This is a genomic window from Coleofasciculus sp. C1-SOL-03, assembly GCF_040220555.1.
Taxonomy (GTDB): Bacteria; Cyanobacteriota; Cyanobacteriia; order Cyanobacteriales; family Coleofasciculaceae; genus Coleofasciculus.
Genome location: NZ_JAVJUO010000073.1, coordinates 13603 through 28302 on the forward strand (window position 1 = coordinate 13603; position 14700 = coordinate 28302).

Sequence of the window (14700 nt, forward strand, 5' to 3'; positions counted from 1 at the left end):
AAAAAAACTCTAATTTGCGACAATCAACAATCAGCAATGAACGAGATTCAACGCTCGTTTCCTCAGTTATTTAAGGGTATTGCCCTATTTACACCAGGGGGAGATTTAATTTATAGCGTTGACCCGAAAAAACAAGAACATTGGCATTTGCATCTGTGTGCGAGTTTGCAAGAAATTCTCGGATTACCGGAACCGCCCCATTTTTTAGTACCGGGATATACTGGCACAATTGATCGCTGGCTTGATCCTTATACCCAACAGGTGCGAACGTCAGCGGAACTTTATCCGCCGATTCAACACTATCAGGCTTTGCTGAATGCGGTGTTTGGCGTTAGAAATCTGGTCTGGCAAGTCACTCCTTGGCGGGAAGAGTCTTGTGATCCCATGGTTTTGGAGACTTATCGCGATCGCTTTCCCCAACTATGGCAGGATCATGATTTGATTATCCGTTGCGATCGCCCGGATCAATGTATCGAAACGTTGTCTGATGCTAATCCTAGGCATAATGACGATTCAACTTTGATCAAATCTCCTTGGTCTTTCCCAGAACGTTTGACGATGCAACAAACATCATGGCAAGAATCCTCCCACCTACAATCTACAGGAGTTGAGCCTTCGGATTCCTCGCACTCAGAAAGAGAGTCAAATCCGAGTCAGCCTGAATCTACTCCTAGTTATGTCCTGCGTTTATTTGTATCGGGACATAGTGGTTCAACAGAACATATCTTGAAAAAACTGCATCAGTTACTTGAGCAATCTCTCCAATATCCTTACACTCTAAAAGTAATTGATGTCTTTAAGCATCCCGAACAGGCGGAAGCTAATCAAATTTCAGCGACTCCAACACTGCTGCGGGTGTGGCCCCCTCCTGTCCGACGTATTGTTGGCGATTTGAACAACTTAGAAAATCTTTTACGCCTACTTATTGCTCCCGAAGGTTAAAGCTAATATTTAGCTTAAAATATCTGATCATTATCGACCGAACACCAACAAATATTAAAAAAGGTTATTCAGTTGGCTTCGGCGTAGTGCTAGAGACACATTTTTACATTTACACCACTAAAGTCAGCCTACACATCTGATCCACGACCAGCTATCTAGTGCAGCGCGGCAGAAATAACTAATCAGTTAACAAGCTCCTTAAAAGCAGCTACCATAAGGCTTATAGCCTTCTGCCCTCTGCCTTCGGACTTCTGCCTTCTTGTACTAGGACTTTTCATTACAAAACTTCATACAGTGCCGTTTTCTTTTGTCCGACGACTTACTTCCATGTTGCTGTACATAACACAGAGGTTAAATTTTTCTGTAGACTTTAACTGTTTCTATTGCTTGAAGTAGCTACCAATGCTACTTTTTTAGTGTGCAAAGTAATTAGAAAATCGGTTATGCCAAGTGAACAGATGCGAAGCCTTTTACTAAGGGTGTTATTGGATGATGACTTCCATAACCTAATACTTACCGATTGTCACAAAGCCATGGAGGATTACAAACTCACAGACGATGAAAAGAATGCTTTGATGCACCCAAGCTCCTCCATACACGAGTTGCTACAGCCAAAATCGAGCATTTCTGAAAGTTGGTCTTCAAATGTATGAAGCAACGGATTTACTGTTACGGCAGCGTCCGCTACAATCAGATGTTCCTTGCTTACTGTGGCAGATTGGAACTGTTGAAAGCCGCTTATATTCCGAATCAGCGAGTAAACCAGAACGTTTTGCTCGAATTAAGCATTACTTACTGAAGTTTTACCCACCAGAACACAAGCTAGTTGCTGTCTATTCTTCCACTTATCCCTTAGTACAATCAGCGCTGACAGTTTTTTCCCTTAATGATATAGAGTCTTATGCCGAGTTTCTCCATCAAGGCGTAACAGTTTACATTCCACCTGTTGAAAATCGTCCGATTGCTGACCACGAATTGTATTCTGAAATGGATAACATTACGTATCTTAACAAGATCACTAATTCTTAAATATTACCTTTATTTTGTGGTTTATAGCAAAAGGCAGAGGGCAGAGGGCAGAAGGCAGAAGGGAAAAGATTGACTGGTCAAGGTTTGGCGCATTTTGCTTTGTCCTAATCGCCTTGGCGACTGCTATATGGATGTCATTCATTATATATGTTATCACCTATCTGATGAATGTAACTCTCAATGATATTATGTCCGGCAAATCACCTATAATTGATTTTTTAACGTCCAAATTCGTAACATTCTACTTAAGTCAGCGTCATTCGATTAATTTGAGCGACTTGAGGAGTACGTCCTTTTAAACCTGTCATCAATTGCAGAGCATAACACTTAACAGGATGCAGATGACGCAACATCCATAATCCTAGGCGACGTAGGGTAACGATGGGCAACCAGTGATTAGAAAATATTCGATCCAGGAAATCAGTAAAGCCTAAAATAACTAGATTTTCGCGTTTGCGCCACCGTTCGTAGCGCTTGAGTATCTGTTCGTCTCCGATATCTTCACCCTGTTGATGGGCATCTTGGATAACTTGGGCAAGGGCGGCGGCGTCTCGGATGCCCATATTTAGTCCTTGTCCACCCACAGGATGACAACAATGGGCGGCGTCGCCAATCAGGGCGAGGCGGTGTTGGGTGTAGCGATCGCTTTGCATTAACTGTACGGGAAAAACGATGCGATCGCTATCTAATTCTAAATGCCCCAACAGTCCGCCTGTGCGGTATTCTAGGAGTTCAAGGAATTCCTTTTCATCTAAGTCTTTTAACTGTTGCGCTTCGGCGTGAGGGGCTGTCCACACCACCTGACAGCGATTTTCGGCGAGGGGAAGTACCCCCATCGGACCACTTTCCCAGAAGCGTTCAAAGGCGGTATCATTATGGGATTTCTCAGTTTTGATGCGGGCGGTGACGCAGGATTGCCAATAGTTCCAGCCTTTTGTCCCGATTCCGGCGGCTGTACGAATACGCGATCGCGAACCATCAGCAGCGACAACTAAGCGCGATCGCAGAGTCTGAGAGTTTCCATCCACGTTTACCATAACCTCTACCCCAGAGGCTTGATACTCCACATCCACCACTTCCGCCGGAGACAACCAGCTTACAGTCGGACAATCTGCCAAAAACTCATATAGCGACGTAAGCAGGGGACGATGTTCACCCACATACCCTAAATCCTGCGTACCTAAATCCCTGGGGGAAAATTGCACGAATTTGGGATAATCGCCATCAGAGAGGCGAATTTGCCGATAGGTAGCAACTTGCGGCTGAATAGTCTGCCAAACCCCAATTCCTTGGAAAATGCGCCCAGAAAGCAGTGAGAGGGCGTAAGCTTGTCGTCTGGCTACGGCGACTGACTGAGGTTTTGCCTCAATTAATCCAATCCGCAACCCGGACTTTTTCAACGCACAGGCGAAGGTTGCGCCGACAATACCGCCACCGACGATGACCAAATCGTAATCCAAGGTTTGATTGTATGCCTGTTCTTGCGCCATTTTCAGAGAATGTATCGAAATAATAAGCATTTTTACTTTTCTTCATTTTGACGCGGATAGCTGGAGAGGGCAAGTTGGGGGTGCATTTGTAGGGGCGGGTTTCACCAGTATCGTTTCGGTTGCACCCATAAGTGACTAAACCCGCCCCGACTTTCGTCGGTTTAGAAACGTTTCTTAATGGGTAGAAATCTGCCGAATCAACATACTCACAAATTCCCCAGGATTGCCAGTAGGCTGCAAGGGACTCCATTCCATCACTTCAGCGAATCGGAGGCGGTACAAGGTGCGAATGATGCTATTAACGCCTCGGCGAGAACCAATAATCGAGATTTTGACAGGTTCACGGTGGGGAGTGGGTTCTGGTTTGGCTGATGGAGAAGGGGGAACGGTAAGCGTTTCGAGGATATCGGGGATAAAGTCTTCTAACATTGGGGTTCACCTGATTTTGAGTTGCCGCTTGATGTAAACCTAATAGGTTACATCTTAATTCTACCAGGATGTGATCCAGTAGGCTTACATTTACTTCTTTATCCGCCTCTGACACGATTAGAGGCATGGGAAAAGCAGGCGAAGCACTCAGGCAGGTTTTAAACACCTACGGAATCAGCCAGAATAAGTTGGCGGTGACACTAGGAATTGAACGTGGCAGTGTTTACCGTTGGGTTCATGAAGTTAGAGATCCAACGGCAGAGACGGTAAGAGAGATTGTCCAGGCACTTCAGGGAATTAATCCAGCCGCCGCCGAAACGTTTGTTGAACTGTATTTAGGTGAATTGATTAAGAATGATGATCAAAAGTAAGGGCAAGGTAAGCTTATGGGAAGAGCAGGACAAGCCCTTAAGCAGGTGTTAAAAACCTACGGAATTAGCCAGAATAAATTGGCGGTGGCATTAGGCATTGAGCGCACCATCGTCAATCGTTGGTTTCATGAACGCGCAGATCCCACGGCTGAGACGGTAGCAGATATCGTCAAAGCGCTTAAAGATATTAATCCAGCCGCCGCCGAGACGTTTGTTGAACTGTATTTAGGTGAATTGATTAAGAATGAAGAGTAGAAGTAATGCGTACCTGTACAGAGGGTAAGAATATTGAGTGAGATGGAGAAGCGATCGCGCCCCTTCACAAAACTTATTTAGCTAGCTGCCTAAATTTTGAGCAAAATTTGATCAATTTCCAGCACTAAGCAGGTAGAATAGAATAATTCTTCAGCAGAATCACCGCTATCGTTGAGGCACTCGGCAATGTCTTCTCACGAACATCTCTGGAAAAAAGGATTCTCAAAGCCCAATTCGACCCCCGTGCCGAATCCCTTCAAGATACAGAGGCGTCGTGTCAAAGTGCTGTCACCGACATTATCGCCCCAGGAAAAACTACAGCTCAAACAACAAGCCGAGCAAATTTCCCAGGTAGGTTATAACTCCCAAAAGATTCCAATTCAAGCTCCTGCGCCAACAGCCGAAGCCAGTCCGATTCAGTCAAAGGCAGGTGAGATCGCAAACCAGCAGCCCACTACTGATGCTGTAGAGATTCAGGCGGATGCGTCAGACGTTCAAGACGAGACGAAAAAGCCAGAGGATCTTGCTTTTGCTGAAGCCTCAGATGCTTCCGCAGCAGATAGTAGTATCCAGCGTCAGGAAATACCTGATAGTGAAGCCGAGGCAATACCTGAATCTGATACAGATAGCATTGATAATCAAGAAGAAGAAGAAACTGAAATTCAAGCGAAAGCGAAACAACCCGCTCGTAATTTCCTAGAACTTCCCATCAACGCTCCGGGTACATCGCCATCCTCTATACAAAGACAGGTAAACTTCGGAGGATTAGGCAATTCCATTCAACAGCAGCCTGTTGAAAATGAGGAAAAGGTTGAGCCAGAAGCTGAACAAGAGGCGCAGGAATCGGATGAAACCATCCAACGCCAGGAAATGCCAGAGGCGGAAGAAGACGAGATATCATCGAGTGAGTCTCAAACGGTTCAACGCCAAGGAGAAACCTCAGACACACCCGATCAACAAACTGAACAATCAGAAGAGTATCATAATTTTCTAGACATTCCAGTAAACGTTCCCGGTACACCCTCATCTTCGATCCCCAGACAGGTTAATTTGGGCAGGTTGTCGAATCAGGTTGTCCAGCCAATAAAACCTACCTCTAACCCCGGATTAAATCGACTCAATACCTTTAAATCCCAGCGAATTGAGTCACCTGTAAAGCCAGTTAATCCTGTATTGAATCAGTCACCCGCTCAAACGGTTCAACGTCAGGATAATACTGAGGATGAAGCCATCCAAAACCAGCCCCTGCAAGAACCCGAAGAAGAAACGGTTCAGAAAAAAGAAACACAGTGACAATCCTCTGACGCCACAGCTACACCATCTCTAGACCAATCCATTCAACAGAAGCGCGGTAGTGGACAAGCCCTATCCGAGAACGTGCGTCAGCCGATGGAGCAGGCGTTTGGGGCAGATTTTAGTCAGGTAAAAGTTCATACTGATTCTGAATCAGACAAACTGAATAAATCGATACAGGCAAAGGCATTTACAACAGGTAAAGACATCTTCTTTAAAAAGGGAGAATATCAACCCGATAGTAAACCGGGACAGGAATTATTGGCACATGAGTTAACTCATGTCGTGCAGCAAAATGGCAATCAGGTTCAGGCGAAATCGGTTAAGCAAGTTGCGACGAAACGCAATAAGTTACAGCCGAAACCAAACCTGACACCGACTTCTATCCCACAACCGAAAATCCAACGCCGAGAAAATCCTCAAGACGAACCATCCAGTGCAGGCGTCCAACCCCAGCCAGCACAACCAGCTCCAGCAGCACCCGAATCAGGTGGTGAGATGACTCCAGCCACTCCCCAAGTAGACAGTGGGGGAACTGGAGCAGCACCAGAGACAGCAGAACCTGGTGGTATGGCGGCTGCACCGGAAATGGCAGCAGGTGGCGCACCCGCGAGTGCAACTGAGATAGGTACTCAGCCAGCGGCTGCAAGTGATGCTCCCAAGAGTGAAGCGGCTGGCGGTGGCGCTGCATCGCCAGCTTCCCCAGAGGCTGACCCCGATTTCCAAGCTACAGTCAAAAAAGCTAAGGGAGTTGCCCAGAAAGAAAAACAACATGATCCCGCCGAGTCTGAATCAAAGGAAGCCCAGGATGCCTCTGAACCCCCCAGCAATGAAGTAGAAAGTAAGGCGCAAGACAAGCAAGTCCAGGAAATGGAGCAGCAACCTCCTGGGGAATTTAATGCCGAAGCATTTAAAGCTGCTGTAATGGACAAGGTGAACCAGGCGGCTCCCAAAACCCTAGAAGATGCCGATAAATTTAAAGACAACAATCTGCTTTCTTCGGTGAAGGGCGATATGTCCAATCAGGCGAAAGAAACAGCAGAACAAGCCGCAGGTCCCGTTGCCGAGAAAACCCAGGAAGCTCCTGATACCAGTGGGATTGAACCCAAAGAGGTAAAACCCTTAGAGCAGCCGGATGCAGGTTCAACACCAGGGGATATCGGTGCAGCTCAAGCCACACCGAAACCCAAACCGGAATCCGAAGTTTCTGCACCCATGCAAGCTGAGAGTCAGAAACTTGATCAGCAAATGGCTGAGGCTGATGTGACGTCAGAACAACTGGCTTCTTCCAATGAACCCCAATTTGTGCAAGCCTTGGATGCGAAGAAAGGCGCTCAACAAAGAGCCGTTGAAGCACCACAGGAGTATCGTCAGCAAGAGCAAGGGACGTTAAATCAAGCCCAGTCTGAAGCTCAAACGACCAGTTAAACCCAGCTCCAAGGAATGCATGGTGAGCGGGAGCAGCTCTTGGCTCAAGTGATGGGGCGTCAGGATGAGACGAAAACGAAGGATGAGCAGGAACGGGATAAAGTCGCTAAAGACATTGATGGGATTTACCAGGAGACTAAAACAGATGTTGAAGGTATCCTCAATGGTTTAGATACAGAAGTTACCAACCGTTTCAAGGTAACTGCTGATACCGCCAAACAAAAATTTGAGGACTATGTTGCTCCTCACATGGAAAAGTACATGAAGCGGTATGAAGGACCAGATGGTTGGGTTCGCTGGGGAAAAGATAAATTATTTGGTATACCCCCTGAAGTAACAGGCTTCTTCGATGAAGGACGTAATCAGTATCTAAATGAGGTAGATAAAGGTCTAACCGATATTGCCAACTATGTCAGTGAGCAACTTAATAAGGCGAAAGAGAGAATTACTGAAGGCAGAGAGGAAATTAAAGAGTACGTTGCGGGTTTACCTGAAGCGCTTAAGCAAGTCGGAACCGAAGCCGCACAGGATATTCAGACCAAGTTTGATGATCTAGAACAGAGTGTTAAAGATAAAGAGACGGAATTAGTCGATAAACTGGCACAGCAGTACACGGAAAATCTCCAGCAACTGGATGCTCAGATTAAGGAGATGAAGGCATCGAATCAACCCTGGTTTGCTCAAGCGTTTGATGCGATGGCTGGGGTAATCGACACGATTAATAAGCTCAAGAACATGCTGCAAAACGTGTTAGCCAAAGCAGCGAGTGCAATTGGGTCAATTATTAAAGATCCGATTGGGTTCTTGGGTAATCTCGTCAGTGGTGTGAAGCAGGGGTTGAATAACTTTCTGGGCAACATTATGAACCATCTGCAAGGGGGTCTAATTGGCTGGCTGACGGGGGCGATGGGTTCGATGGGGATTCAGTTACCCGATGATATCTTCAGTCTCAAGGGTATCTTCAGCCTAGTGATGCAGATACTGGGAATGACATGGAACTACATCCGCCGCAAAGCGGTGAAACTGTTCGGCGAACCCGTTGTCGCTGGGATGGAGAAGAGCGTTGAGATATTCCAAATTATCGCGAATCAGGGACCAATGGGACTGTGGGAACAGGTGCAAGAGCAATTTGGTGACTTGAAGGAGACGGTAATTGAGGAAATCAAGGGGATGCTGATCACCCAGGTGATTACGGCTGGGATCAAATGGATTATCGGGTTGTTGAATCCGGCTTCAGCATTTGTGAAGGCGGCGATGGCAATTTATGACATCGTGATGTTCTTCATTAACCAGGGTAGCCAGGTGGTAGAACTGGTGAATGCCGTAATTGAGGCGATAACCGCGATCGCATCCGGTGCTGTTGGTGGTGCGGCGAAGCTGGTGGAGAATGCTTTGGCGCGATCGCTCCCGGTGGTGATTGGCTTCTTGGCGTCACTGCTGGGTATTAGTGGTTTGGCGAAGAAGGTTCAGGGTATTGTCAAGAAGATTCGCAGCCGGATTGATAAGGCTATTGATAAGGTTCTGAAGAAAGCGAAGAAGTTTTCTAAGAAATTTGGGAACAAGGTGAAAGAAAAGGGAAAAACAGTAGTAAAGAGTTTGGTAAATTGGGCTTCATTTAAAAAGTCCTTTAAAACTCAGGATGGGGAATCACATAAGCTTTACTTTAAAGGTCAAGGGAATCAAGCAAAGCTTATAGTTGCTAGTAAGGAAGAGGAAGTAAAACAATTTTTGGAGCAACGTGCCAACGTTGGAACTGATAGAAACAAACAAAATGCTTTGGCAATTGCCAAGTATAAGGTAAGCGAAATCTATTCTAAGAAAAACGATTTAGCAGAGCTTGACAAACAATATGAAGAGGCTGTCGCTCCAAACCGAAATACTCCTGCTATCACCCTATCAAAACTACAGGGAGAAATCAATAGACTGATAAGTCTGCTAGGAAAAGAATTTGAAGAATTAAAAGATAATTTAATTATAATCGGTGTAGTTGACAAAAGTGCAGAGACATTAACTTCACACCTGGAATGGAACCTCCCAGCATCTCCTACATTTGCGAAGGCAGAGCCACTAACAGCTCTGCCGGGAAATACAAAGGGTAGTGACGCATCTAATAGCGTTAGAGATGTACCTGGATGGTCGTATTTAGATCAAATTGACACCAATAACCGAAATAATGATAGATCAATTTACAACGAATTCAGAAGAATGCATCTTATCCACTTTCAGATGCATGGACCTGCAAATAAACAAAATCTTGTACCAGGTACCGCTAATGCCAATACCAATCATCACAAATATGTTGAGGCAAAGATATTACCTAAACTATATCAACCTGGCACTATCATGTGGTACGAAGTAAGGGTGACTTATCACGCTCCACCCCATGACAAATTTGCAGAGGTTTTTGACTGTAGTTGGGGAATGATGAAATGGGAAAATGGTCAGGCTTTTAGGGATGGTCAACTAGATTCTTACCAAGTGAGATCCAATGCACCAGAGCCTTTAAAAAGCGCAACTTCTGGTTCACAAATCGTCAAAATTCAGGGATTAGGTAGAAAGCTTCTTCAAAGCAAGCTCGGCTTCTCACAGGATGTGGCTCGAAGGGTTGCTGCGGCTTGCCAGGAAAACAACAGTATGGACGTATACGCAGCTATGGATAAATACTATAATGATGCTCAAAATGTATTCCGACAAAAGGGAAAAAATATTCCTTACAAAGAGTATTTGACTTCTGACAAAACCTATGTAGCCAAAAAAGTGATTGAAAAGCCTAATGGATTTAGCATTGATTTAACACCATAAAATTATGTAGTTATGAGTTATAGACCTTATTTTTCAGCTTTAGATGAACTAAAAGCAGAATTGGAAAATAATCCATTGCTTGAAGTTTACAAATCTCAATTGCAATATGGTCCTGGTTCTGAGGTTGTGAAGATTTTGTTATCCGACTGGGAAATTGAAGCACCTGAAGAAGTCATAAATTTTTATGGAGAAGTTGGTAAAGCATCTTTTGAATGGCAATTGAAAGAGAACGCATTTATCGACCATCAAAAAGCAGAAAATCTCTTGATTACTGGTCATATTGAATTATTGAGTCTTGACCAGTCTCTCTTGGGTTTCAACCCTTCTAAGGGTTGGAAGGATGTAGTGTGGTTTGAAGATATGAATGAGGAAGATTTAGCCTTTTATCAGTCAATCCGACCATTTGATTTCTTTTTTCCGGATTCGGGAAAAATGGCTTGCTTTCGAGTTGCAAACGGGAAAATAACTGAGAAATTGTTCCTCTTTGGAGATGAGATAGGACTACAGGAGATGGATATTGGGGTAAAAGAATATGTAGAACTATTAGTTCAGACCAGAGGAATGCTATCTTGGCAGGAGGCGTGGCTCTTTAAAGGAGGAAAAAATCAAAAGCAGATAAAGCATTACCTACCCCGGTTATTCAATGAGGTAAACCTTGAGGGATTTTGATGCTCTCTGAGCCTCTGTTTCTGAGGAGTTTTTCACTCTCTCTCCTCTCAACTTCAAACGCAGTAATAACTTGAATTTTCCGAGAGTGACAGAAGAGGGATATGTCTGTTATTTATAGGAATGTGTCCCCAGCTGAGGCAATTGCTTAGAATGAACTAACGTTATACGCTCCTTCTCAATCACCTCTAACTGTTCTAGCCTCTTCCCTTTCCATAACCCAACAAAATGATGAAATCATGGAGTGCCGTCTCACCTTCTGCGTAACCCCCGAACTCTACAACCCTATTGACACCGAAGCCCTGTTCAACCTCAAACCCGCAGTCCGTACCCCCCTTACCAACGGCGACTTCCAACCCTCACCCGACATCCAAATCGAAACTCTTCTCAAACCCGACTTACTCCCCCTCCTATTAGAAAAAGCAACCAACGCTGAAGAAGCCGCAACCTACCTTGTGAATCTCAGCCAACAACACCCTGAATCAACATCCGAGTCTACTAACGAAAAATCCGAAACACAGAAAACTGAAGCACTATCTGACAATTCCAAATTTTCCTACTCCCTACTATCTACCGAAAGTTGGTTAGCCTTATCCGTCAAACAGCAACAGGAACCAGGCGAAACAGGTTACCGTACTTTTTGGTCTTATCTTAGTCCCCAAGCTTTATCTAAAGAAACACCGGATTCTGAAGAAATCTCCGAAGGTATTACCAACTTCTTCACCGATTTAGTCGGTGGTAGTCTGGATACTGTTGCGAAAGACTTTGCCAATGAAACAATCGGATCAATATCTAGCTTCTTCCACGAATTAGCTCAAGATGAACCGGAACCAACACCTCAAGACACCATTACAACCCAACCCATTTTCCAGACAATGGTCAACTTCTTTACAGAGGATGATTGGTCTTATGCCAAAATTCAAGGAGAACCCGCTTTGTACCTGGCATTTGAGGGAGACAATGGAAGCTGGAACTGTTACGCTAAAGCGAGAGAAGACGAAGAGCAATTTGTTTTTTACTCAATTTGCCCCATAAAAGTGCCAAAAGTTAAGCGTCGAACTCTGGGAGAGTTTATCGCGAGAGCCAATTATGGCATGATGATTGGTAATTTTGAATTAGACTTCACCGATGGTGAGATTCGCTACAAAACCAGTATTGATGTCGAGGGGGATAGACTCAGTTTTGCCCTCATCCAACGCTTAGTTTATGCCAACGTGACAATGATGGATAAATACCTACCTGGGATTAAATTAGTCCTTGAAAGTGGTATGTCACCAGAAGACGCGATCGCACAAATCGAATCCTGATCCGCTCATGTCCTGATGATTGCCCATAATTGCCATGCTATAAGGAGTTTACGCCATTTTGACGCCGGGTATTTGACCGGAGATAATCACTCCCACGGCTACTGACTCAACCATGCGATCGCGCGTCGAATCCATTCCTCGGCGTTGGGGTTTTTCGCCAGCAGTGCATCCTGACTAATCGCATTCAGCGCCTGGGTAATTTCGGCGGTTTCATACCCTAGGGCTAATAGGGTCATTTCCACATCTTCTAAAATAGCGGGGGAGGGTCCCGTTGCACTGGCTGGGGTTTCCACACCCGCGAATTTTCGCCATTCAGATAACTTGGTTTTCAGTTCCAAGGCGATGCGTTCAGCGGTTTTGCTACCCACTCCCGGTGTTTTGGCTAAGGCGCGAGTATTCCCGGTGACAATCGCCTGAACCAGACTTTGTAGTCCCAGGGTATCGATAAGTGCGATCGCTAATTGGGCACCAATCCCACTCACACTCACCAACTGGCGAAATAAATCCCGTTCGGCGGCGGATGCGAAGCCATAGAGGATTTGTTGGTCTTCCCGGATTTGCAGGTGAGTAAAAACTTGTACCACTTGTTCTGATCCAATCTGAACCTCTTGGGATAGCTGTCGAGTAATTTGCACCTCATAACCGATTTGGTTCACCTCTAGAATCAGAGTAACTCGATTCCCATTCCCTTTCTGAATCGTCGCGACTGTTCCCTTGAGATAACTAATCATTCATTAAAATATGATCATCCAAATTTAGACTAACCGTTACATCAGTAGAGACGTAGCATGCTACGTCTCTACACCGTTGGCGATCTTCCCTGTTCCCTCTTCTCCTATCCCCAATTCCTAAGCCAGAAATCCTAAATGATGCAGACCCTCTAATATACCATCTGCATAATCTGCCTGAGCGAAATAGTGATAATCTTTTTTGTTCTCCTCATACCATTGACGCAGTTCAGGTTTAGCATTTCCCACCAGAATACCTCGTTCTTCCCCAGCACTAAACAGGGCGATATCATTACCAGAATCACCACAGACAACGGTTTTTGTGGCGTCCATGTCCCATTTGTTCCGCAGGAATTGTACCGCTAAACCTTTATCTCCTTGACGAGGTAGAATATCTAAGTCTTGACCTCCACTATAGATCAGCTTGACATCTAACCCTTTTTCTTGTAAAGAGGATTCCAGACGGGGCAAAAGTTCTGAGGAAATTTCTTCACTTACCACATAACTGACTTTAAAAGGGCGCTGTTCTGTCTCAGGTTGCAGCACCAGGTCAGAATAATGGGCAGCTATAGCCACAACCGCGTCCCGGTTCCACCCCTGTGCCAGCCTATCCGCCCATTCTTGATCAACGATTTCTTCCTCTGGATTGAAGCAAATTTCGGTGCCAACTGAGGTAATCAGCGCATCCGGTGGCAACAGGGACTTTTCGCTAGTCAGTTTCCGGTAGAGGGCAGGCGATCGCCCGGTAGCATAGACGATCTTAGTCCCATAATCTTGGCGATGCTGCTCTAACTGCTGATTGAGTTCCTTGAGGGCATCGTCATCGCCAACTAGAGTGTTATCTAAATCGGTTATGAATAAAAATGCAGTCATCACAATCTCGTTGATGATTAGAGTTTGCACCTGCATTATTTCGCATCAGCGTGGGATTAGCCAAATTAAGCAATGTTAACGCTGTCCTTTGCGAACACCAAGCCCGTAACGCTTCAAGTGCTTGTTGGCGAGCACAACCATTTTGATTGTTTCTTCCAGCAGAATCCCATCGGAAATTTGGTAGAGATAGTTGCGACGCACCTGATCTAACCGTGCTTTCTCTGTCTCGCTCAATGCAGGTAATTCAGCCATCCATTCGGTAAAAAACTGGCTATCTTCCGTCAAGATTAATCCCTGTTTTTCTTGGACTTGACGGAATGTTGTAATATCATCTCCAATGGCTAGACTTCTGATCACCTTAATTGGTGGATGAGAATTGTAGGGGCGCAAGGCTTGCGCCCGGTTTAAACGTCAAATCCAATGGCTAGGTTTTTGAGCATGGATCAACCCGGTAGAGATTGTTTATTGTATCGCGTCATTGTCAAAACAATCTGTAGGGGCGGGTTTAGGGACTAACTTGTGGGATGTAACCGATAACTTTTGTGCAAAACCCGCCCTCCCCCAGTTCTTTGCTCTATCTGCTTAACAAATCGTATCAGCAGAAAAACTTATCATACCTAAAAGTTTTTTTTACCATTACTTCATCTCAAATTGGGGATTTTCCTGTAATAATCAATAGGTGAGCAAGGAAATGTCAATGATGTCATTTCCCCAAACTAAGAAATACAGGTTTTATGTATGCTTGAGTGTTTAGTGATCACGCTGTTTAGTGCTATAGTTTGCATCTGCTTCCCTAAGATGCTGATGGTAATGGCGGCAATGGTTCGCAAAGTTCGTAACCACCGATTTAGCTTTCCGGAAAAAGTGAATTTTCTCCAGCCGCATGAAATATAAGCAAGGAAGATTTCACAAGTATTTTACGGTGTGGTGGGCAAGAACCACAAAGGATAAGGTAAAAGTCTCCGGGTTTATAAGCTGTCATGCATTTAAATTGGGTATTAGTAGCGAGCAAGATGCTCGCACTACAAGGATGAGAGCCATTATTGACATTAAGGTTTAAATGCCGAACAGCTTACCTCTTGTCCAC

Annotated in this window: 14 protein-coding genes; 9 read left to right on the forward strand and 5 right to left on the reverse strand. The window is 45.0% G+C overall.

The features are described from left to right. Positions 1 to 36: 36 nt before the first annotated feature. Both RIE73_RS12085 and RIE73_RS12090 read left to right on the forward strand, forming a co-directional pair. Positions 37 to 942 (forward strand): circadian clock KaiB family protein, encoded by a 906-nt coding sequence (locus tag RIE73_RS12085; protein WP_446401406.1) that lies wholly within the window; start codon positions 37 to 39, stop codon positions 940 to 942. Between the two features lie 645 nt (positions 943 to 1587). Further along, a complete protein-coding gene (locus RIE73_RS12090) occupies positions 1588 to 1971 on the forward strand; it encodes a hypothetical protein (RefSeq protein ID WP_446401407.1) in 384 nt (127 codons plus the stop codon). A gap of 245 nt (positions 1972 to 2216) precedes the next feature. On the opposite strand, the gene RIE73_RS12095 is transcribed toward RIE73_RS12090, so the two are convergent. Next, complete coding sequence (locus RIE73_RS12095) at positions 2217 to 3491, reverse strand: FAD-dependent hydroxylase (protein WP_446401408.1); 1275 nt, start codon at positions 3489 to 3491, stop codon at positions 2217 to 2219. Positions 3492 to 3635: 144 nt separating this feature from the next. Beyond that, positions 3636 to 3890 carry a peptide ABC transporter substrate-binding protein gene (locus RIE73_RS12100; RefSeq protein ID WP_446401409.1) on the reverse strand — a complete coding sequence of 85 codons (255 nt, stop codon included), beginning with the start codon at positions 3888 to 3890 and terminating at the stop codon, positions 3636 to 3638. A gap of 125 nt (positions 3891 to 4015) precedes the next feature. Between RIE73_RS12100 and RIE73_RS12105 the strand changes: the two genes are divergently transcribed. The 7 genes from RIE73_RS12105 to RIE73_RS12135 all read left to right on the forward strand — a co-directional run bounded on the left by RIE73_RS12105 (position 4016) and on the right by RIE73_RS12135 (position 12012). Next, on the forward strand, positions 4016 to 4261 hold the full coding sequence (locus tag RIE73_RS12105) for a helix-turn-helix domain-containing protein (protein ID WP_446401410.1): 246 nt from the start codon (positions 4016 to 4018) through the stop codon (positions 4259 to 4261). 15 nt (positions 4262 to 4276) lie between these two features. Continuing rightward, positions 4277 to 4516, forward strand: coding sequence for a helix-turn-helix domain-containing protein (locus tag RIE73_RS12110; protein WP_446401411.1), 240 nt, complete (start codon positions 4277 to 4279; stop codon positions 4514 to 4516). Between the two features lie 186 nt (positions 4517 to 4702). Continuing rightward, complete coding sequence (locus RIE73_RS12115) at positions 4703 to 5809, forward strand: hypothetical protein (RefSeq protein WP_446401412.1); 1107 nt, start codon at positions 4703 to 4705, stop codon at positions 5807 to 5809. Between the two features lie 96 nt (positions 5810 to 5905). Next, positions 5906 to 7237 carry an eCIS core domain-containing protein gene (locus RIE73_RS12120; protein WP_446401413.1) on the forward strand — a complete coding sequence of 444 codons (1332 nt, stop codon included), beginning with the start codon at positions 5906 to 5908 and terminating at the stop codon, positions 7235 to 7237. A gap of 261 nt (positions 7238 to 7498) precedes the next feature. Next, positions 7499 to 10039 carry a DNA/RNA non-specific endonuclease gene (locus tag RIE73_RS12125; protein ID WP_446401414.1) on the forward strand — a complete coding sequence of 847 codons (2541 nt, stop codon included), beginning with the start codon at positions 7499 to 7501 and terminating at the stop codon, positions 10037 to 10039. A gap of 12 nt (positions 10040 to 10051) precedes the next feature. After that, the gene (locus tag RIE73_RS12130) at positions 10052 to 10708 is read left to right on the forward strand and encodes a hypothetical protein (RefSeq protein WP_446401415.1); all 657 of its coding nucleotides are present in this window, start codon (positions 10052 to 10054) and stop codon (positions 10706 to 10708) included. 236 nt (positions 10709 to 10944) lie between these two features. Then, a complete protein-coding gene (locus RIE73_RS12135; RefSeq protein ID WP_446401416.1) occupies positions 10945 to 12012 on the forward strand; it encodes a YbjN domain-containing protein in 1068 nt (355 codons plus the stop codon). Between the two features lie 98 nt (positions 12013 to 12110). Here RIE73_RS12135 and ruvA read toward each other — a convergent pair whose 3' ends face one another. From ruvA to RIE73_RS12150, 3 genes are all read right to left on the reverse strand, one after another. Beyond that, the gene (ruvA, locus tag RIE73_RS12140; RefSeq protein ID WP_446380100.1) at positions 12111 to 12743 is read right to left on the reverse strand and encodes a Holliday junction branch migration protein RuvA; all 633 of its coding nucleotides are present in this window, start codon (positions 12741 to 12743) and stop codon (positions 12111 to 12113) included. Positions 12744 to 12860: 117 nt separating this feature from the next. Beyond that, the gene (locus RIE73_RS12145; protein ID WP_446401417.1) at positions 12861 to 13613 is read right to left on the reverse strand and encodes a sucrose-phosphate phosphatase; all 753 of its coding nucleotides are present in this window, start codon (positions 13611 to 13613) and stop codon (positions 12861 to 12863) included. A 75-nt stretch (positions 13614 to 13688) separates the two neighbouring features. Then, positions 13689 to 13970 carry a hypothetical protein gene (locus tag RIE73_RS12150; protein WP_446401418.1) on the reverse strand — a complete coding sequence of 94 codons (282 nt, stop codon included), beginning with the start codon at positions 13968 to 13970 and terminating at the stop codon, positions 13689 to 13691. Positions 13971 to 14700: the final 730 nt, after the last annotated feature.

What these genes read in the sequence shown, in the direction of transcription:
- RIE73_RS12085 (WP_446401406.1), top strand. Translation starts at nt 37, where the DNA reads ATGAACGAGATTCAACGCTCGTTTCCTCAGTTATTTAAGGGTATTGCC.
- RIE73_RS12090 (WP_446401407.1), top strand. Translation starts at nt 1,588, where the DNA reads ATGTATGAAGCAACGGATTTACTGTTACGGCAGCGTCCGCTACAATCA.
- RIE73_RS12095 (WP_446401408.1), bottom strand. Translation starts at nt 3,491, where the DNA reads ATGCTTATTATTTCGATACATTCTCTGAAAATGGCGCAAGAACAGGCA.
- RIE73_RS12100 (WP_446401409.1), bottom strand. Translation starts at nt 3,890, where the DNA reads ATGTTAGAAGACTTTATCCCCGATATCCTCGAAACGCTTACCGTTCCC.
- RIE73_RS12105 (WP_446401410.1), top strand. Translation starts at nt 4,016, where the DNA reads ATGGGAAAAGCAGGCGAAGCACTCAGGCAGGTTTTAAACACCTACGGA.
- RIE73_RS12110 (WP_446401411.1), top strand. Translation starts at nt 4,277, where the DNA reads ATGGGAAGAGCAGGACAAGCCCTTAAGCAGGTGTTAAAAACCTACGGA.
- RIE73_RS12115 (WP_446401412.1), top strand. Translation starts at nt 4,703, where the DNA reads ATGTCTTCTCACGAACATCTCTGGAAAAAAGGATTCTCAAAGCCCAAT.
- RIE73_RS12120 (WP_446401413.1), top strand. Translation starts at nt 5,906, where the DNA reads ATGGAGCAGGCGTTTGGGGCAGATTTTAGTCAGGTAAAAGTTCATACT.
- RIE73_RS12125 (WP_446401414.1), top strand. Translation starts at nt 7,499, where the DNA reads ATGAAGCGGTATGAAGGACCAGATGGTTGGGTTCGCTGGGGAAAAGAT.
- RIE73_RS12130 (WP_446401415.1), top strand. Translation starts at nt 10,052, where the DNA reads ATGAGTTATAGACCTTATTTTTCAGCTTTAGATGAACTAAAAGCAGAA.
- RIE73_RS12135 (WP_446401416.1), top strand. Translation starts at nt 10,945, where the DNA reads ATGGAGTGCCGTCTCACCTTCTGCGTAACCCCCGAACTCTACAACCCT.
- ruvA (WP_446380100.1), bottom strand. Translation starts at nt 12,743, where the DNA reads ATGATTAGTTATCTCAAGGGAACAGTCGCGACGATTCAGAAAGGGAAT.
- RIE73_RS12145 (WP_446401417.1), bottom strand. Translation starts at nt 13,613, where the DNA reads ATGACTGCATTTTTATTCATAACCGATTTAGATAACACTCTAGTTGGC.